This is a genomic window from Sulfuricella denitrificans skB26 (assembly GCF_000297055.2).
GTDB classification, from domain to species: Bacteria; Pseudomonadota; Gammaproteobacteria; order Burkholderiales; family Sulfuricellaceae; genus Sulfuricella; species Sulfuricella denitrificans.
In genome coordinates, this window is sequence record NC_022357.1 from 2,689,490 (window position 1) to 2,708,581 (window position 19,092).

Annotated in this window: 22 protein-coding genes; 1 reads left to right on the forward strand and 21 read right to left on the reverse strand. The window is 55.0% G+C overall.

Features of this window, described 5'->3' with window-relative positions:
- Positions 1 to 42 precede the first annotated feature (42 nt).
- The 15 genes from ccoS to SCD_RS13135 all read right to left on the reverse strand — a co-directional run bounded on the left by ccoS (position 43) and on the right by SCD_RS13135 (position 13,974).
- Positions 43 to 249 (reverse strand): cbb3-type cytochrome oxidase assembly protein CcoS, encoded by a 207-nt coding sequence (gene ccoS / locus SCD_RS13070; RefSeq protein WP_009207599.1) that lies wholly within the window; start codon positions 247 to 249, stop codon positions 43 to 45.
- 14 nt (positions 250 to 263) lie between these two features.
- Positions 264 to 2,675, reverse strand: coding sequence for a heavy metal translocating P-type ATPase (locus SCD_RS13075; protein ID WP_041673504.1), 2,412 nt, complete (start codon positions 2,673 to 2,675; stop codon positions 264 to 266).
- A gap of 3 nt (positions 2,676 to 2,678) precedes the next feature.
- The gene (locus tag SCD_RS13080; protein WP_009207597.1) at positions 2,679 to 3,464 is read right to left on the reverse strand and encodes a FixH family protein; all 786 of its coding nucleotides are present in this window, start codon (positions 3,462 to 3,464) and stop codon (positions 2,679 to 2,681) included.
- Positions 3,465 to 3,468: 4 nt separating this feature from the next.
- Complete coding sequence (ccoG, locus tag SCD_RS13085) at positions 3,469 to 4,908, reverse strand: cytochrome c oxidase accessory protein CcoG (RefSeq protein ID WP_041673506.1); 1,440 nt, start codon at positions 4,906 to 4,908, stop codon at positions 3,469 to 3,471.
- A gap of 188 nt (positions 4,909 to 5,096) precedes the next feature.
- Positions 5,097 to 6,020 (reverse strand): cytochrome-c oxidase, cbb3-type subunit III, encoded by a 924-nt coding sequence (gene ccoP / locus SCD_RS13090; protein ID WP_009207595.1) that lies wholly within the window; start codon positions 6,018 to 6,020, stop codon positions 5,097 to 5,099.
- 37 nt (positions 6,021 to 6,057) lie between these two features.
- Positions 6,058 to 6,219 (reverse strand): cbb3-type cytochrome c oxidase subunit 3, encoded by a 162-nt coding sequence (locus SCD_RS16225; RefSeq protein WP_009207594.1) that lies wholly within the window; start codon positions 6,217 to 6,219, stop codon positions 6,058 to 6,060.
- 13 nt (positions 6,220 to 6,232) lie between these two features.
- Positions 6,233 to 6,985 carry a cytochrome-c oxidase, cbb3-type subunit II gene (gene ccoO / locus SCD_RS13095; protein WP_009207593.1) on the reverse strand — a complete coding sequence of 251 codons (753 nt, stop codon included), beginning with the start codon at positions 6,983 to 6,985 and terminating at the stop codon, positions 6,233 to 6,235.
- A 66-nt stretch (positions 6,986 to 7,051) separates the two neighbouring features.
- Complete coding sequence (gene ccoN / locus SCD_RS13100) at positions 7,052 to 8,485, reverse strand: cytochrome-c oxidase, cbb3-type subunit I (protein ID WP_023507019.1); 1,434 nt, start codon at positions 8,483 to 8,485, stop codon at positions 7,052 to 7,054.
- A 240-nt stretch (positions 8,486 to 8,725) separates the two neighbouring features.
- On the reverse strand, positions 8,726 to 9,484 hold the full coding sequence (gene fnr / locus SCD_RS13105) for a fumarate/nitrate reduction transcriptional regulator Fnr (RefSeq protein WP_009207591.1): 759 nt from the start codon (positions 9,482 to 9,484) through the stop codon (positions 8,726 to 8,728).
- Positions 9,481 to 10,047, reverse strand: coding sequence for an SCO family protein (locus tag SCD_RS13110; protein ID WP_041674141.1), 567 nt, complete (start codon positions 10,045 to 10,047; stop codon positions 9,481 to 9,483). Before SCD_RS13110 ends, fnr begins: the two co-directional genes overlap by 4 nt.
- A 51-nt stretch (positions 10,048 to 10,098) precedes the next feature.
- A complete protein-coding gene (locus SCD_RS13115) occupies positions 10,099 to 10,572 on the reverse strand; it encodes an RrF2 family transcriptional regulator (protein ID WP_009207589.1) in 474 nt (157 codons plus the stop codon).
- Between the two features lie 83 nt (positions 10,573 to 10,655).
- On the reverse strand, positions 10,656 to 11,639 hold the full coding sequence (locus SCD_RS13120) for a COX15/CtaA family protein (protein ID WP_009207588.1): 984 nt from the start codon (positions 11,637 to 11,639) through the stop codon (positions 10,656 to 10,658).
- A 15-nt stretch (positions 11,640 to 11,654) separates the two neighbouring features.
- Complete coding sequence (gene cyoE / locus SCD_RS13125; RefSeq protein ID WP_009207587.1) at positions 11,655 to 12,563, reverse strand: heme o synthase; 909 nt, start codon at positions 12,561 to 12,563, stop codon at positions 11,655 to 11,657.
- A 51-nt stretch (positions 12,564 to 12,614) separates the two neighbouring features.
- A complete protein-coding gene (locus SCD_RS13130; RefSeq protein WP_009207586.1) occupies positions 12,615 to 13,250 on the reverse strand; it encodes an SCO family protein in 636 nt (211 codons plus the stop codon).
- Positions 13,228 to 13,974, reverse strand: coding sequence for an SURF1 family protein (locus SCD_RS13135; RefSeq protein ID WP_070099573.1), 747 nt, complete (start codon positions 13,972 to 13,974; stop codon positions 13,228 to 13,230). The genes SCD_RS13130 and SCD_RS13135 overlap by 23 nt, the downstream gene beginning before the upstream one ends.
- A 51-nt stretch (positions 13,975 to 14,025) precedes the next feature.
- On the opposite strand from SCD_RS13135, the gene SCD_RS13140 reads away from it, so the two are divergent.
- Entirely contained in the window at positions 14,026 to 14,229 is a 204-nt protein-coding gene (locus SCD_RS13140) for a twin transmembrane helix small protein (RefSeq protein WP_009207584.1), read from the forward strand.
- Positions 14,230 to 14,260: 31 nt separating this feature from the next.
- Here SCD_RS13140 and SCD_RS13145 read toward each other — a convergent pair whose 3' ends face one another.
- From SCD_RS13145 to coxB, 6 genes are all read right to left on the reverse strand, one after another.
- A complete protein-coding gene (locus tag SCD_RS13145) occupies positions 14,261 to 15,106 on the reverse strand; it encodes a cytochrome c oxidase subunit 3 (RefSeq protein WP_009207583.1) in 846 nt (281 codons plus the stop codon).
- A 28-nt stretch (positions 15,107 to 15,134) separates the two neighbouring features.
- Positions 15,135 to 15,230 carry a hypothetical protein gene (locus SCD_RS17020; RefSeq protein WP_269763868.1) on the reverse strand — a complete coding sequence of 32 codons (96 nt, stop codon included), beginning with the start codon at positions 15,228 to 15,230 and terminating at the stop codon, positions 15,135 to 15,137.
- A 7-nt stretch (positions 15,231 to 15,237) separates the two neighbouring features.
- A complete protein-coding gene (locus SCD_RS13150; RefSeq protein ID WP_009207582.1) occupies positions 15,238 to 15,672 on the reverse strand; it encodes a cytochrome c oxidase assembly protein in 435 nt (144 codons plus the stop codon).
- A complete protein-coding gene (locus tag SCD_RS17025) occupies positions 15,669 to 15,800 on the reverse strand; it encodes a hypothetical protein (protein WP_269763869.1) in 132 nt (43 codons plus the stop codon). The genes SCD_RS13150 and SCD_RS17025 overlap by 4 nt, the downstream gene beginning before the upstream one ends.
- Positions 15,801 to 15,810: 10 nt before the next feature.
- Positions 15,811 to 17,409 (reverse strand): cytochrome c oxidase subunit I, encoded by a 1,599-nt coding sequence (locus SCD_RS13155; protein ID WP_009207581.1) that lies wholly within the window; start codon positions 17,407 to 17,409, stop codon positions 15,811 to 15,813.
- 198 nt (positions 17,410 to 17,607) lie between these two features.
- The gene (coxB, locus tag SCD_RS13160) at positions 17,608 to 18,774 is read right to left on the reverse strand and encodes a cytochrome c oxidase subunit II (protein ID WP_009207580.1); all 1,167 of its coding nucleotides are present in this window, start codon (positions 18,772 to 18,774) and stop codon (positions 17,608 to 17,610) included.
- Positions 18,775 to 19,092 lie beyond the last annotated feature (318 nt).

Consider the following 19,092-nt stretch of genomic DNA (forward strand, 5'->3'; position numbering starts at 1 on the left):
TTTTTCAGAATGGGGTAATTCTAGCTCAAAGCCCTATTCCTTTCACCCCGCTACGTCAACTTTTTGCCTCTTAGATCGAGAATCTGCGTACCGCGGAATTCGAGGGTCGTCGTCATCCATCAGGATGCGCTGGGCCGGGCCTTCCATGTCCTCGAACTGACCATTCTTGATCGCCCAGAAAATACCAATACCAGCGACAAAAATCATCACCGCGGCCATGCCCAGCAAATAGATCAGTATCGGTGTCATTCCATATTCCTCAATTAGCGCAGGCGCAATGCATTCAACACCACCACCAGCGAGCTGGTCGACATGCCGATGGAGGCAAGCCACGGCGGTATCATACCGACTGCGGCGAAGGGCAGCGCAAGCAAATTGTAAACGACTGCCCAAGCAAAGTTCTGGCGCATCACGGCGATACTCGCATGGCCGGTCTGCAGGGCACGCTGGATATCCAGGAGATTCTCCGTCAGCAATACGATGTCGCTGCTGGCCCGTGCAACCTGGGTGCCACCGCCCATGGCGATGGACACATCCGCCCCGGCCAGCACTGGCGCATCGTTGACGCCGTCACCTACCATGGCTACGACATTGCCTTGCTGCTGAAGTTCGCGCAGCGCCTTGAGTTTGTCTTCCGGCCGCAACGCGGCCTGCCAGGATTCGATGCCGACCTCGGTGGCAACGTGGGCCACCGCGTCGGCCGCATCACCGCTCAGGATAGTGACCTGCACCCGCGCAGCCTTGAGCTGCTCGACCAGCTCGCGGGCCTGTGGCCGCAGACCATCAGACAGCACGAAAACCGCCATGGAGCGCCACTCGTCACACAACCACACCAGGGTTGCACCTTGCGGCAGATCACTTGGCAGAGCAACCGGCTCGAACCCAGCTAAAGCGGCATTGCCCAGGGTATAACGCGCACCGGCAATGCAGCCGCTGACTCCATTGCCCGGCAGGTTCTGCGCTTCCTGAACTGCAATCAAATCCGTGCCGGCGACCCTGCTTAGAAAACTTTGTGCCAGCGGATGCTCCGAAGCCTGTTCCAGGCTGGCCGCGAGCAACAGGCAACGATTTTCGGCTACGTCAGAAAATGTGACGGTGCGCTGCAGCACCGGCTTGCCGTAGGTCAGGGTACCCGTCTTGTCGAAGACCACATGATTGACCTTAGCCAGGGTTTCCAGGGCATGGCCGCGCGTCAACAATATGCCATTCCGCAGCAAATGCGATCCGGCAGCGGCGAAAGCTGTCGGCGCGGCGAGCGACAATGCGCACGGGCAAGTCACCACTAGCACCGCCAGCATGATTCCGAATGCCTGCCCTGGCTCTAGCCACCACCAAATGGCGCCGACTATCGCCGTCAGAATCAGCAGACCGACCGTGAAATGCCCCGCCACTCTATCTGCAAGCTGCGCCAAGCGCGGCTTCTCCGCCACCGCCCGGTCGAGCAGACGGACGATACCCGCCAGCACGGTGTTTTCGCCCACCCCCGTCACGCGCAGCAGCAGAGGCCCTTCCAGATTTATGCTGCCAGCAATCACCGGAGCCCCGACACGTTTCGGCACAGGACGGCTTTCGCCAGTCAACAGCGCCTCGTCCACCGTGCTCTCGCCTTCGATCACTTCAGCGTCGGCGGCGATGGATTCGCCCGGCTTGGCCAGGATAGTGTCTCCCTCGTTCAGCTCCAGCACTGGCACAGGCTGGTGCTGGCCACCATCTAATACCTTGGTAGCCATTGCAGGTGCGAGCTTGAGCAAGTTTTCCGCCGCTTCGACCGACTTTTCCTGGGCGCCATGTTCAAGAAAACGGCTGGAAAGCAGGAACAGGCTGAACATGGTGATGGCATCGTAGTACACGACACCGTGGCCCTGTAGTGTGGTCCAGGTGCTGCCGACGAAAGCGCCGATCACGGCCAGTGAAACCGGCACATCCATGTTCAGGCGCTTTCCAAGCAGGGCATTCCAGGCGCTCTGGTAGAACGGCCAAGCAGCGTAGAACACCACCGGCAACGTCAGCACCAGGCTGAAATAGCGCAGCAGCGCAGCTGTGCTGTCCTCCATGCCGAAAGCGGCGCCGGCGTACAGCGCTACCGCCAGCATCATCACCTGGCCGGAAGATAGCCCGGCAATCGCTATCCTGCGCAGATCTTTTGCCCGCCGCTTTCGGCGCAGGCTTTCCTGACGTTCGGCGCTGAAGGGATGAGCGTTGTAGCCAAGCAACTGGATTTCTTCGAGGATCTTGCTGAGATGAATCGCCTGGTCGTCCCAGGTAATGCGGGCGCGATGGGTAGCGTAGTTGACCTGAACCTGCAGCACGCCCGGCAGTTGCTTGAGATGCCGCTCGTTGAGCCAGATGCAGGCGGCGCAGGTAATGCCTTCGAGGATCAGGGATGCCTCCTTGACGTGCTCGCTTTCTTGCCTGACAAAGCTTTTCTGGATGCCGGGGTGGTCGTAAAGTGCCAGTTTCTGCACTTCCTCCGGCACCACTTCGTGGCCAACGCCGGGCAATGATGTGCGATGCCGGTAATAGTCGGTCAACCCGTTGTCAACGATGGTCTGCGCCACCGCCTGACAGCCGCGACAGCACATCTCGTGCGACACGCCTTCAATGATTACTGGGTAATGTGCGCTGGCCGGAACTGGCAGGGCGCAGTGGTAACACGTCTTGTCAGCGCTACTCATCAATTAGAATGCCGGAACGATAATCTCTTTTGCCGTTTCGAATTTGTCCTGACCGCGCTCGATCAGTAGCACCGCCACCCACTGGCCAGGCCGATCCATCCCGACCAGCGCACGGTAGCGCCCTGGCGCAGAAGCACTCAGGTTAGTCGATTTTCCCATATCCGCACCGTCGGCCGGGTGCTTGATGGTGAGCGTCACGGTCGCGCCTTCGAGTGGCTGCTGCGCCTCGTCGCTAGCGCTGACGGTCACTTCACTGGCTTGACCGAGCTTGATCTGGTCAAGTCCAGCAACCTCAATCCGCCAGCCAAGCTCTCGTTGCCGCAGGGATTTCTTCATGTACTGACTGACAACCTTGGCCGCTGCCTCGTCGTGCGGAACCTCTCCGGAGAAACCGGTATATACGGGCTTGTCTCCCGCATTAGGCATGACCCATTTGGCAATCGAAGGGGGCAAGCCACTGATTGAAATTGTTACAAATGCTGCCATCAAAAGCGCCAGCGTCAGAAAGAAACCGACGATAATCTTCGGAATCCAGTGCATCCGCTGCCGCGGTGCCCCTGCTTTTCGATCTCCCGTCAAGGTCAGCACGATCGCCGTAGCGACGTACAGCGCCAGATGCAGTGCCACTACGTCACCGCCGGGCCAGTGGCTCAGACTGTAGAACATGATTGCCAATGTCGGCAAAGCTCCGCTGATCACGCCGCGCCAGTAATTGGAAACGCCGACAAACCGCAGGCCAAAATACAACAGAGCGATTAGCGCCGCCCCTCCGAACAAGGTTACTGTCACCTATTTATCCTTCATGTTTGGCGTAAAAGCGAACTTTCTTTATGACTGCCTGATCCGGGTTTTTCAGCGGTGTAATGACAAATTCTATTTCACTCACCTTGCTCACCATGGCGGGAGGAAGCTTGACGTTCGCCAGCACCATCAAACTCTTGCCCTGGCGCACACTAACCTTGCTCATCTCTCCCAAGTCCACTGCACCCTCCGGAATCCCATGCACACTGATGCGGTATTCCTGCACGTCTTGCGACTTGTTGGTAATGTGTATCTGGTAACGGTTGCGGATATCCCCGTTCGACAACACAACGAACAGCGGCTGGCGCACCGGCTGGATGGAAAGCTCAATCTCGGAACGAGAGGTAATATTGTATACCAGCAAACCCACCATCACGAGTATCGCCACGCCATAGCCCAGGGTGCGCAAGCGCAGCCAGTCCAGATGTGGCTTGCCCGGATTCTTGCTTTCGATGTTGATTTCCGAATCATAGCGAATCAGTCCCTTGGGGTAACCGACTGAATCCATAATGTTGTTGCAGGCATCGACACACAAACCACAGGAAATGCACTGGTATTGCAACCCTTTGCGGATGTCGATACCCGCTGGACACACCTGCACGCAAAAACCGCAATCGATACAATCACCTATTCCCTTGGCATGTCGCTCCTCGCGGGTCTTGCTGCCTGCACGCGGTACGGCTCGCCCTGCCGTGCCCTCGCCGCGCTGTAAATCATAGTAGGGCGCCAAGGTTTCCGGCTCGTACATCACACCCTGAAAACGCGCATAGGGGCACATGTAAATGCATACCTGTTCGCGTGCCAGTGCAGCCGCCACGTAAGTGGTCACGGTTAAAATCAACACGGTGAAATAGGCCACAAAAGGCAGATCGACAGTAAAGAAGCGCTGGGTCAGCTCGGGCGCATAACCGAAGTACATGATGAAACTGTAGGCGGTAATGAAGGCCAGAAGCAGCCACAAGCCGTGTGTGGCACCGTATTTGGCCACCTTCTCCGCATTCCATGGCTGCTTGTGAAGACGGATGCGGGCCGGGCGCTCACCCTGAACCCATTTTTCGATAAAAATAAAAGCATCCGTCCACAACGTCTGGAAGCAGAAATAGCCGCAGAATGCCCTCCCTACCAGACCGGTTGTGAAAAATAGCAGGGCCGCGGCAATGAACATCAGTAGCGAGAGAGAGATCAGATCCTGCGGATAGAACACCAGGTCAAAGATGAAAAAGCGGCGGCCCACCATGTCGAACAATACGGCTTGCGCGGGCGCATCATGGCGTGCCCAAGGCAGCCAGGGCAGGAGAAAATAGACGGCGTATGCCAGCACCAGTACGGACGTCTTGAAGGTGCGGAAAGTGCCTTTTACCGATCGAGGGTATATCGGAATCCGTTTCTGGAACAACTCTTCGGAGTTTTCACCTGCTTGCAAGTTTTTCATCTTCACAATCCAATCCTGTCAATCCTCGTCATTGGGCTAAAAACATTCAAATTCGTTCCATCCGGAATATAAGATTATCTGAATATTCCATAACCATCACTGACAAAAATCAATTCCCGCAAAAAACAAAGACCCCGTCCATTAGGCCGGGGTCTTTGGTTGAACTGTTACTCTATTTTACTTATTTCTTATCTACCGCCACCGAGCACATCGTGCACGTAAACCGTCAGCAGCTTGATCTGGTCAGCGCTGAGGCGGCCATTCTGGGCAGGCATCACGCCCTTGTTCAGGCCGGAGGAAATCACTTCCTTGACTGCAGCGACTTTCTTGTCAGCAGAGCCAGCTCCAGGCACATCGGCCCACAACCAGATCTTGTCGGTCAGGTTGGCCGAGCCGATATCCTTATTACCCTTAGCATCAGCACCGTGACACGCAACGCAGCTACCCTTGCCATGGAACAATTCGTCGCCGGCTTTAACCTTGGCGGCATCCATAGTCTCGCCTGACAGGCTCAGCACATAGTTGGCGAGACTCTCGATTTCGCTCTCGTTCAGATCTGCACCACCCTTGGCCGGCATGATGCCGTGACGACCATTGGTGATAGATGCCTGGATCTTGTCGTGAGTACCACCATAGATCCAGTCGTCGTCTGTCAGATTAGGCGCAAATGCCATCTTTCCCTGACCACCACTCTGGTGACAAGCTGCACAGTTGTCGGAGAACAGCACCTTACCGGCGGATGCTACGAAGTTGGACAACTCCGGATTCTTGGCAATCTCCTCGTAGGGCGTGGCCGCAACCTTGTCGAAGTAGGGTTTCTGCTTTTCACGGGCATCCTGCAGGTCTTTCATCAGCAGGGCACGTGTGCTCCAGTGCGTGGTTTTCTCAACACCCTTGTCATTCTTGTAGGTGATGGTAGCAATACCGGTGGTAAAACCCTTGCCCAGCGGCCAAGCCGGATAAGCCACCCAATACACCACCGAGAAAATGATCGTGACATAAAAGGCCCACAGCCACCAGGCGGGCAGCGGATTGTTTAACTCCTGCAAATCCCCGTCCCAGACGTGGCCGGTGGTTTTCACGTTGCTCGATTGCGAGTTTCCCTGACTCATGATTTGTTCCTTTGCGTCAATATTTAATCGGCCTGACTTAATCGTCTTGGAGCGGCATATTCTTGTAGGATTCCAGGCGCTCGCCGCGCTTCTTGTTGCCAAACACGTAGAACAGGATGGCGCAAAACGTGATGAAGAAAATCAGCAGCGATATCGGCTTGGTATTTTCAAAGCGGGTAAACCACATCAGCAATTCCATAGCGCCCTCCCGTTTAGCGGAATTTAACGAAGTTGTCGCTGTCGAGCTTGCTGAAGTCAACCATCGTCCCCAGCACCTGCAGGTAGGCCACCATCGCATCCATTTCAGTTATGTCAGCAGGGTTGCCGTCATACTTGCCGGTTTGTGCCTGCTCAATCAAGTTCTTCTGCGCATCGGGAATATGCAGTTGCTTCGCCACATCCTCGCCAAACTCTTTGACGTTGTTGTCATACTCGGCCTTGTTGATGGAATATGGCACGCCCGTCGTACGCAGCGCCTTCATACGGCTGGTTATATCGGAAGTATCCAGGGCAGTAGACAGCAGCCAGGGGTAATTCGGCATCACCGACTCGGGTACCATAGAGCGTGGCGCGATCAAGTGCTGCACGTGCCACTCGTTGGAATATTTCTTGCCAACTCGCGCCAGGTCCGGACCGGTACGCTTGGAGCCCCACTGGAATGGATGGTCATACTGAGATTCCGCCGCCAGCGAGTAGTGGCCATAGCGCATAGCCTCATCGCGGAACGGACGGATCATTTGCGAATGGCACAGGTAGCAGCCCTCGCGGACGTAGATGTCACGGCCGCGCTGTTCGAGTGGGGTATAGGGGCGAACCATCTTGATGCCATCGGCGTTCCTTACATCCTCGATGGTACCCTTGATAAAGAACAGCGGCACGATTTCAACCAGGCCGCCGATACTGATGGCGAACATGGTCAGCACCAGCATCAGCCCTAGATTTTTTTCAATTTTTCCGTGATCCATGATGACCTTTCCTTATGCTTAGTGATGCCCCGCCCCGCGGAGCATCGTCTCTCAATCTGAGTCCCGTTATGCTGCGCTCGCTGCCAAACCACCGGCAGGCATGCTCTTCGCCTGACGTATGGTCATGAAGCAGTTGTAGAGCATCAGCAGCATACCGGTCAGGAACACAGCCCCGCCCAAGGCACGCATGGCGTAATAGGGATGCATGGCGGCAACGGATTCGGCGAAAGAATACTGCAGGTTGCCGAAATCATCATAGGCACGCCACATCAGGCCCTGCATGATGCCGGAAATCCACATCGCGGTGATGTACATCAGGGTGCCGATGGTCGCCAGCCAGAAATGCACGTTGATCAGCTTGGCACTGTGCATCTTGGTATCCCACAACCGGGGAATCATGTGATAAATGGCGCCGAAGGAAATCATCGCCACCCAGCCCAGTGCGCCGGAGTGGACGTGACCCACCGTCCAGTCGGTGTAGTGGGACAGTGCATTCACATCTTTCAGCGACATCATCGGGCCTTCGAAGGTGGACATGCCGTAAAACGACAGCGCCACGATCAGGAAGCGCAGGATCGGGTCGGTACGCAGCTTGTCCCAGGCACCGGACATGGTCATGATGCCGTTGATCATGCCGCCCCAGGATGGCATCAGCAGCATGATGGAGAAAGTCGCCGCCAGGGTAGAAGTCCAGTCAGGAATCGCAGTCCAGTGCAGGTGATGAGAACCGGCCCACATATACATGAAGATCAGCGCCCAGAAGTGGACGATGGACAAGCGATAAGAGTAGATCGGACGGCCTGCCTGCTTGGGCACGAAGTAATACATCATGCCGAGAAAGGCGGCGGTGAGAAAGAAGCCCACCGCGTTATGGCCGTACCACCACTGGGTCATCGCATCCTGCGCACCGGCGAACAGCGGGTAGGACTGGGTCATGCTGAACGGAATCGCCAGATTATTGAAGATGTGCAGCAAGGCGGTAGCCAGGATGAAGGCGAGGTAGAACCAGTTGGCCACATAAATATGGGGCTCCTTGCGCTTCATGATGGTGCCGATGTAGACAATGGCATAGGCTACCCAGACTACGGTGATCAGCAGGTCGACCGGCCATTCCATTTCCGCATATTCGCGGCCCTGGCTATAACCCATCACATCGCCCAGCGCGGCCAGCACGATGATCGCCTGCCAGCCCCAGAAAGTGAAGCTGGCTATGCCATCGGAAATCAGACGTGCCTGGCAGGTGCGCTGCACAATATAGTAAGAAGTGGCGAACAGCGCGCTACCGCCAAAACCGAAAATCACAGCACCAGTATGAACCGGGCGCAAACGACCGAAGGTGATGTAGGGAATATCAAAATTCAGAAACGGCCATGCCAGTTCCGAGGCGATAGTCACCCCCACCAACATGCCCACCGCGCCCCAGATCAGGGCCATGATGGTGAATTTGCGAACAATATCGTAGTTGTATTGCTCGCCGCTCCCTATCGCAACCGATGCCATAATTTTCTCCTTGCTGTAAACGTAAACCTGCACATTACCGCTCTTAACTTAACACCCAGACCGATACGTGATATTCAATGCATCCGCGCTAAAAAAGCACGTTTTTCAGCCAGTTGGCGAATGGTGCGTAATATAACTGCAAACGCGCTGACTTTCACTGACTTAGATCAACCAAACTGCAATTAATCAATACCTGCGTATCCGATTAACCAGGGGAAATACCGTGAATTTAAATGCGGTTCAGATGCGAGCGATGGATTTTAGGCGATCCTGATCGAGTAATTTCACCTGCCGCCGCTCAGTGGCCAGAAGACCGTCATCCTGAAAACGGGTGAACACCCGGCACACCGTTTCCTCGGCCATACCAAGGTAATTACCGATATCACTGCGAGACATGCTCAAATTGAATTGGGTAGGTGAATAACTGCGCCTCTGAAAGCGCCGTGACAGGCTTAACAAAAAAGTAGCTAGGCGCTCATCGGAATTTTTCTTGCCAAGGAGCAGCATCAGTTCCTGATTGTCGAGAATTTCCTGGCTCATGATCTTGAGCATCTGCTGACGGATGGAAGGCACTTCTTCGCTGTAGGCCTCCAGCACATCGACAGGCACTTCGCACACCATGGTGGTTTCCAGCGCCCGTGCCTCGCTCATGTACTGATTGGCGACAAGGGCGCCCAAGCCGAGGACTTCACCAGTGATGTGAAATCCGGTGATCTGAACCCGGCCGTCATTGGTCACAACATATGATTTAACAGAGCCGCTACGGATCGCATAGACCGCACGCAGGGGTTCGCCGACCCGGTAAAGCAGTTCGCCACGCTTGAAAAGCTTGCGATTTCTGACTATCGTTTCCAGCAGACGCAGGTCCACATCCGGGCCGTTAACCTCGCGGCACAAACCATAAATCCCGCAATCCTTGCACGTAACCGGGGAGCACACCTCTGGTTCCGCCACGCGCGGCGCAGGCCGTCTTGGCATCAAACGCGCAACGGCAGTCACGGCTTCTCACCCAGGAGCAGTTTCACATCATGAACGATCGACGCTAGTTCAGCATCGTGATTGATCAGCACACGCAGGCGGCCACCAGAATCAAAGCCATAAACACCTGCGCTGTGATCCAGCAGGTAGCCTGCCGCGGAGCCCGAATCATGTTTGGCGTAAGTCACCTTGAACTCCTTGGCGGTTTCGGCGATAGTTGATTCATCGCCGTACAAGGCCAGAAAATCTTTATGAAAATAAGTCACAAATTTCGCTAATAGTTCCGGCGTATCGCGTGCTGGGTCCAGCGTTACGAACAACACCTGAACGCGCGCAGCGTCATCGCCCAACCGTTTTTGCACCATGGCCAACCCTGACAGCATGGTCAAACATACATCAGGGCAATGAGTATAGCCAAAAAAAATCAATACTGCCTTACCCCTGAAGTCGGCCAGCGTACGCGTCTTGCCATGATGGTCGACAAGACGGAAGTCCCTGGCGAAATCAGCACCGGTAATATCAGTTGCCACAAACGGCTCAACCGGGACGCCTTTATCGGCACAACCGGGCAGCATTGCCAGCATGAATGTTACAACCGCAACCCACAGGCCAAATCGTTCGGTAACGAGGCGCAATTATATCCCCTTCTGGCCCATTTCATCCATCATTGCCATCGGCAAATCACAAATGCGATACCTCCCGCTTTGTACTGCGATGGCCAACCGCTCAAGTGTCTGCTCATGCAGTAGCGCAACAATTTTTTCCTTGATCGGCTTCCATTTCGCATGCACCGGGCAGGCTGTTTCGTCGCTGCAAATCTTCAGCCCCAAAACACAATTCTCGGTAAAGCCGACCCCTTCAATCAGGGTGATGATCTGCATCAGATCGGTCTTCTCCCCACCCTCGCGCAAACAGAAACCCCCTTGGCGACCGCGATAGGAGTAAAGCAGGTTCCCCCGGCACAGGCTTTGCATGATTTTGGCCAGATAGGCCGTTGGAACGCCGAGATATTCAGAAACCTTGCGGTTCAGAATCGGTTCGCCCGGGGGGCGCGTGGCAATATAAATAAGTGCCTGGATGGCATACTGGCTAGTACGGGATAAAATCATGGCCTAAATCCTTAAATAATCACTGCAAAAAATTATATAACTTATAGGTCTGAATATCCTAATATTGTTCAAGAGTATACCGCTTATTCTCTGCCCAGACTTAATCGAAAATTCAGCACTACCATGGCGCCCAGCAGCAGCGCCGCAACACCGTTATGAGCAACAGCAACCGGCAGCGGCAACCTCAACAAAACATTGCAAATGCCCAGCACAATCTGGGTGATCAACAGGGCCACAACAATCCATGCAACGCCCCGCATGCTGCGTATGCGCATCACACGGAAAGCGAGCCACCCTGTGTATAAGAGGATCAGGTAAGCACCAAGGCGATGCACCCAGTGTATTGCGGTCAACCCTTCGCGGGACAAAAACGCACCGTCAGCCGTCATGCCCAACTCCCTGGCCAACCTGAAGGCATGGGAAAAATCCATTTCCGGCCACCAGACTCCATTGCACTGGGGAAACCCGGCACAGGCAAGCGCCGCGTAGTTCGAGCTCACCCACCCCCCTAGTGCAATCTGAGAAAAAACCAGCAACAACCCCAGTCCGGCCCAGCCGCGCAAGCCCCCGGCCTGCGTCAGATCGACTCGGTTTACGCCGGAAAGCTGGTGCATAGCCAGCCAGACAAGCAACGCCAGCGTCATCATGCCGCCCAGCAGATGGGCACTGACAATAAACGGTTTGAGCCGCTCCGTGACCGTCCACATGCCAAGCAAAGCCTGAAACATGACCAGCCCGACCAATACGACAGGCAACACCGGGGATTGGGTTAGTACGCCACGTTTACGCCAGGCCCACACCGCAATGATCGCAATCAGCAAGCCCAGGGTACCGGCGAAATAGCGATGGGTCATTTCCTTCCATGCCTTGTGTGTAGACACGGGCCCATTCGGGAGAACCGCTACCGCCTGAGCGATCTCATCAGACGCATGATGCGGTGAAATCCGGCCATAGCACCCGGGCCAGTCCGGACAACCCAAACCCGCGTCGGAAAGCCTCACGTACGCCCCCAGCACAACCACGCCGAACGCTAAAAGTGTCGTCAGGAGAACGAGTTTTTTATACATGGCAATACGGCAGGACTATGCCAATGCCAAGCGGAGGAAATGATCAACCAGCAGCACGGCAAACAATACGGTCAGGTAGAAAATGGAATAACCGAACGTTTTTTTTGCCAGTGCGTCGCTATAAGTACGATACAGCTTGATGGCATAGTAAAGAAAACCGGCATCCAGCACGACCGCGCCCACCAGATAGAGCAGACCGCTCATGCCGATGGTGAAAGGCATAAGACTCACTGTCACCAGAATGATCGTGTAAAGCAGGATATGCAGCCGAGTAAATTCCTCCCCATGGGTAATCGGCAGCATAGGCAACCCAGATTTGGCGTATTCATTCCTGCGATAAAGCGCAAGCGCCCAGAAATGCGGGGGCGTCCAGGAGAAAATAATCAGGAACAGGATCAACGCTTCGGGCGGGATCGAATTGGTCACCGCAGCCCAGCCCAGTATCGGCGGCATCGCGCCGGAAGCCCCTCCGATGACGATATTCAGTGGCGTGGCGGGCTTCAGGAAAATGGTATAGATCACCGCATAGCCAAAGAATGTCCCCAGCGTCAGCCACATCGTCAATGGATTGACCAATCCGTAGAGCAGGGCCAAGCCCAGCGTGCCGAGGAGAGTGGCAAACACCAGCGTTTGCAACGAGGTCACTTGCCCGGCAGGCAAGGGCCGACCGCGCGTGCGCGCCATCCGTGCATCGATTTTCTGCTCGATCAGGCAATTGAAGGCAGCAGCCGCACCGGTCACCATGGCAATCCCCAACGTCGCCACCAGCAGAATCGGCAGGGAAACCATGCCCGGCGACCCCAGAAACATCCCGATCACGGCGGTAAACACGACCAGTGCAGTCACTCTTGGCTTGCACATCAGGTAAAAACTTTGGCAACTGCACGCAGCCTGCTGCAAAGCCAAGGTGGCGCTCATATTCATGTTTTCTCCTTCATCAACCTTATCTTATCGGTTCGTCTGGATGCCATGCTGCTACCCTACCCAGGAATATTTCAGCAGGCGGGTCATATCCTTAAGCATGCCGCCGGGGTCAGTGCCGGGCGGGTATCGCATAATCAAGTTACCGAGCGGATCGACCAGATAAATGCCTTGCTGCTCCGCTGCTTGTTCGGCGTCAATTCCAAAACTCTGCAACACTTCCGCCAAATCCTTCTTTTCCCCTGTCCACACAAACATCTCGGGGTAATCAGCCAATTTAGCCTTCAATTTTTCCGCCGCGCCCCTGTCCGTCGCAATAAAAACCCTTTGTACCCGACCAATCTCCTTGGCTTGAGCCGCATGCACCTGGCGCATGGTATAAATATTTTTCATGCACTCGTCAGGGCAGGATGAGAGCCCAATGTGCACCATGGTCCATTTTCCGCGCAGTTCGCTGAAATGCGCCGGCTGACCATCCAGGGTTTGTAATGCGCGGTCTTTGATCTGCCGAGCCGGCTGGATCAATTCACCGTGATTCCCGCTACTGGAGGGTCGCCATCCAGTCAGATACAGCATCGTAGCCAGAACCACCGGCAACACGAACAACAGCATGAGCATGACAAACACCCATCGATTTGCCGGGGTGGGCTTCGCCTCCAGATCGCTTTCAAGCATGCTCATGGTCGTCATTTGCCGCTTTCCTGAAACTTGTCACCAGATAGAACACCACCAGCACCGCAGCCATTCCGTACCACTGCAAAGCGTAGCCGCGATGCACCTCAATCCGCGAATCCGGTCGGGGCCACTCGCGCACATAGCCGCCTGCCGTGCTCGCCGGGTCCAGCCGGATCACCAATGGCTGCAAGGGAAATGGAACCGCATCCGTATAGCGCTTGAGGTCCAGGTTTTGCCAAACTTTCTGCCAGCCACTCCGTAAATCCTCCGGCTTTTCCAATTCGAAAAATTTACCGGACGGCACGGCCGCATAACCGCTCACTTCCACCACACCCTGCGGCACATCGGTCGCAGGCAATACATTTCTGTCCCGGCCAACCGGAACCCAGCCACGGTTAACCAGCACACGCATATTTCCACCCTCGATATGCAGAGGAGTAAGGACATGGTATCCAGCCATCTCATCGTGAACCTGGTTATCCAGCAGGATTTGATAAGCCGTTTCATAACGACCACGAGCGACCACTCTGCTGTAACGAACGGTTTCCGGATTCAGGAGGTTCGCCCCTACTTGCAAAGATGAGCCCTTTTCGCGCTGATCGTAAGTTTCCTGCAACGCCTGCTTCTGCCCGGCCTTGCGGGCTTGCCACTGCCCCAGACTGATCAGGGCCGGCAGCAGCAGCAACACAACCATGGTCGGGATCAGCCTCGGCCTGAACCAAAAGTGATTTGTTTGCATAATCCAATACCGAGTCGCATAATTTCGGACGACAATTCATGAAAGATTCATATGCTGATCAAAACCGGAATCATCATCCTGCTCGTCTTGATCATCGCCAGCCTGTTCAGCGCCTTAACATTTCTCCACAAGGACCAGGGGAAAGGCGAACGAACCGCCAGGGCACTCACGATCCGCATTTCACTTTCCATCCTGCTTTTTATCTTGCTCATGCTCGGGTTTTACTTTGGCGTCATTCCTGAGCGTGGCTTGTAGCCTTACGACCACAAGCCACGACGCCCTTGGTTTACAGCCAGTAAACCAGCACGAACAGCAGCAGCCACACCACGTCCACAAAGTGCCAATACCAGGCCACGCCTTCGAAACCGAAGTGTGATTCCGGCTTGAAATGCCCCTTCATCGAACGAAACAGAATCACGATCAGCATGATCGTTCCCAGCGTGACGTGAAAACCGTGAAAGCCCGTCAGCATGAAAAACGTTGCGCCGTAGACCCCCGCGCCCATGGTCAGCCCGAGTTCGGTATAGGCATGGTGGTACTCGTAGGCTTGCAGGGTAAGGAAGGAAATACCCAGGGCAACGGTCATGAACAATCCGGCTATCAGTTGGGTGCGGTTGTTTTTAAGCAAACCCCAATGCGCCCAGGTCACCGTCGCGCCAGATGTCAGCAGGATCATCGTATTGATCGCCGGGATGCCCCAGGCGCCCATCGGCGTAAAGGCTTTGCCGCCCGGCCCGGCACCGCTGAGTGGCCATGTTCCAGCATAGCCGGGATACAGAGACTGGGTATCGAGCAGCCAGGGCACGGAAAGTTCGCGCACATAAAAAAGGGCGCCGAAGAAAGCCGCGAAGAACATGACTTCCGATGCAATGAACCAGATCATTCCCCAGCGGAAAGAGTGATCCTCCCACTTGAGGTAGCGCCCGCCTTCGCTTTCGCCGATGACCGCCCCAAGCCAGCCGAACACCACATAAATAATCAGCAGAAATCCGGCCAGCATGGACCACTGCCCTAATGCGAAAGAATTTATCTTGAGGATAAATCCAAGAGCCAGCAGGAATATGCCCCCCGACACCATAATGGGATAGCGACTCGGCTCCGGTACATAATAATGCCCCTGTATTTCGGTCATTTTTTCCCCTCCTCCCTCAGACAAATCATTACGATCCCTTCACTGCCGGGAAAAATGCGTAGGACAGCGTGACAGTTCCAATTTCCTTTGAAAGCGCCGGGCTGATAATAAATGTCAGCCCCATTTCTTTCTCAGCCCCGGGCCCCAGGGCCTGCTGCTTGAACAAAACAATCCAGCTTGATGAAGTGCTGCGCCGCCTGACCCGGCGTGACGCTAGGCACGGCCTGACCAACGACCGTCTGATTAGTCGGGTTTTTTGCATAATAACTGACCCGGGTAATCTCACCGGGGTGCACGCGTACGCTGGTTTGCTGCGGATGAAACTCCCAGCTCAGGCCAGGCATCATCGTGCCGGTAAACTGCACTGTCACCCAGCGCGATTTATCCACCTTGACCGCTACCGGTGCGACACTCTCCGCGTTGGTCTTGCCGTTCAGGCCGGTTGCCTCGCAGAACACGTTATACAAAGGCACCAGGGCGAATCCGAAACCCAGTGCGCCGATCGCCACAGCACCCAGCTTAAGGGCCAGGCGCTTGTTGGCTCGACGCAGTTCTTCGCCGTTCACTTGGCTCTCAGGTAATAGATGACAAAAACAAAAACAGCGGCCGCGACAACTCCCAGGATCCAGGCCAGCCGCGTATTGGAACGCAGCAACCGAGCCTGTTGTTCATCGCTCTGGTTTTCGTTATTCATTCAGCAACCCTCACTTCATGACCGGCTGAACGGTGAAACTGTGATAGGGCGGTGGCGAGGTAAGCGTGAACTCCAGCCCTTTCGCACCTTCCCATACCTTGTCACTGGCTTTTTCACCACCACGCGCGCACTTGATGATGATGTACACGAACAACAGTTGCGACAGTCCCAACGAGAAAGCGCCTATCGACGAGATCATGTTGAACTCGGTGAACTGCAACGCGTAATCCGGGATACGGCGCGGCATACCGGCCAGGCCCAGGAAGAATTGGGGTATGAAGGTGAGGTTGAAAGAAATGGCGGTCAGCCAGAAATGCGTCTTGCCTAATTTTTCGTCGTACATATGCCCGGTAAATTTGGGCAGCCAGAAGTAAACACCCGCCATCGCACCCATGATGCCGCCGGCAAACAGGGTGTAGTGGAAGTGCGCCACCACGAAGTAGGAATGGTGGTACTGGGCATCTGCCGCAACGTCTGCCAGGACCAAGCCGGTCAAGCCGCCGATACCGAACAGGATGACGAAGCCGAGAGCAAACAACATCGGGGTTTCGAAGGTCATGGAGCCGCGCCAGATGGTTGCGATCCAGCAGAAAAACAGCACCGCCAGGGGGAGCGAAATTGCCATGGTGCTGTACATGAAGTAGAGCAATGCCGGGAGGGGCATGCCGACAGTGAAGAAGTGGTGCGCCCACACGATGACCGACATGATCCCGATCGCCCAGAACGAGTAAATCTGCGCTTTGTGGCCATAAATCGGCTTGCGGGCGAAGGCCGAAAGAATGTGAGGCATGAAGCCCCAGATAGGCAGCAGCAGGATATACACTTCAGGATGCCCGAAGAACCAGAACAAATGCTGGAACAGGATAGGATCACCACCGCCAGCCGCATCAAAAAAATGGGTATCGAAGTGACGATCAGTCAACAGCATCGTGACCGCTCCAGCCAGAACCGGAATCGTCGCAATCAGCAGGAATGCAGTAATCAGCCAGGCCCAGACGAACAGCGGCATCTTCATCAAGGTCATGCCGGGAGCGCGCATATTGAGGATCGTCACGACCACGTTGATGGAGGCCAGAATCGAAGAGATACCCAGCAGGTGGATGGCGAAAATAGCGAAGTCCACACCCATTCCCCCTTGCACCGAGAGCGGCGCGTACAGCGTCCAACCGGTCGCTACCGCGCCGGTACCTATCCCGAAAAGCGCCAGAATAAACGGCATTACCAGCAATGTCGCCGCTGGCGGCAACAGCCAGAAACTCCAGTTATTCAATCGCGGCAATGCCATGTCCGGCGCGCCGATCATCATCGGAATCAGCCAGTTTGCCAGCCCGGTAGCGACCGGCATCAACGCGGCAAAAATCATGATCAGCGCATGCACGCCGATCAACTGATTGAAAAACTCCGGCTTCATCAACTGCAAGCCAGGCTGGAACAACTCAGCCCGCACCGCCATAATCATCGCGCCTCCGACCATGAACATGATCAGTGCGAAGATCATGTACATCGTGCCGATATCCTTGTGGTTGGTTGTAAACAACCAGCGCTGGATACCGCTCGGATGACCATGATCGTGATGGTCGTCGTGTGTAGCAATTGTGGCTGTTGTCATCTGTCGCTCCTTACATTTCCCTGATTGATTAACCAGGAGCCTGTCGGACTCATGATGAATCGGCTGCAAATCCGCCTGGGCAGTCCATATTTCGCCGCTTTTTTGGTCAATAGAATGACTATTGACCTGCAAAACCAGCAAAATCTGTCCTCGCCCAGCCGAATTTTCACTTCGATCCCCATTAAGTCCGACAGGCTCCTAGCGCAACGCCTTGGCTTGAGCCGGCTGAACCATGTCGCCCATTTTGTTGCCGAATGAATTGCGCTCGAATGTCACCACCGCGGCAATTTCTGCATCTGAAAGCGTATTTTTGAACGCCTGCATCGCGGTTCCCGGCTTGCCGTTCATGACACGATCCAGATGCCCGTCCTTAACCAAACGGCCGCCAGCATCCAGCATGGGGCCGTTGATCAGCTTGCTTCCCGCCAACGCAGGGAAAGTCGGCGGCAGTCCCTGGCCATTGGCCTGGTGGCAAACTACACACTGCTTGGCATACACCTCAGCGCCCTGCTTCATCAGATCATCCTTGCTCCACTGCTTCTCGGCACTTGCAGCGGCGCTTTCCTGCTTGGCCTTTTGCTGTGCCACCCACACCTTGTAATCCGCCTCGGAGACCGCTTCCACCACGATAGGCATAAAACCGTGGCCCTTACCGCATAATTCAGCGCATTGCCCACGGTAAATCCCCGGCTTTTCGATCCTGGCCCAGGTTTCCCGCATGAAACCCGGAATGGCATCACGCTTCGCGCCAAACTGCGGGACCCACCAAGTGTGAATCACGTCGGTAGACGTCAGCAGAATTCTGACCTTCTTGTTGACTGGCAGCACAACGTGGTTGTCCACATCCAGCAAGTAGTGCTCACCCTTGGCCTCCTTGTTGTAGATTTGCGCTTCCGGCGTGGTCAGCGTGCTGACGAATTTGATGCCTTCGGCTGGATATTCATACTGCCATTTCCACTGACTACCGGTCACCTTCAGCACCATGTCGGCATCGGTCTTGGTGTCTTCCATCATGACGACACTGTGGTATGCCGGTATGCCCATCACGACGAAATCGATGAAGAGCAACATCGCAAACGGAACCAAAGTCCAGAGCACCTGCGACTTCGTGCTAGGACCAGTGAAATTGGCTGGCTGATGGCCTTTACTTTTGCGGTGGGTGAAGATGGAGTAAATCATGATGGCGAGCACCACCAGGAAGATGGCGATGCTGATTAGCATGAATTCGTTGTGCACATGCAGCGTATCGAGCGCAAGCGGCGTCACTGGTTCCGGGAAATTCCAGGCGTATTCCGCATGGGCCAGTCCCGAACTGAAAATGGCTGCAAACCCTGCCCATGATGCAAATAGTTTTTTATACGCCATGCTTCTCCCCTGTTGAACCCAAATTTAAGCCCTGAATCCCACGCCCTCTCCTGCCAGAAAACCACCACAGGGGTTTTCGCAATAACTTAGAGACGAAGACTCAGAAAATAAGCTTCACGGAGAGAAGAAACATGTCGTTGGCAACAATAAACATTCAGCCAAGATCAGGTGGCCGCATGATATTTCATGTCGCAATCCGCTATCAACCGACAAACTGACCGATAGCCAACCCCCACCTTAAGCCTCCCCGTACAACCATTTCTTATTTTTTGCACTGATAACAAGCAGGACAACAAATTCGAGGATAATCTAACATGC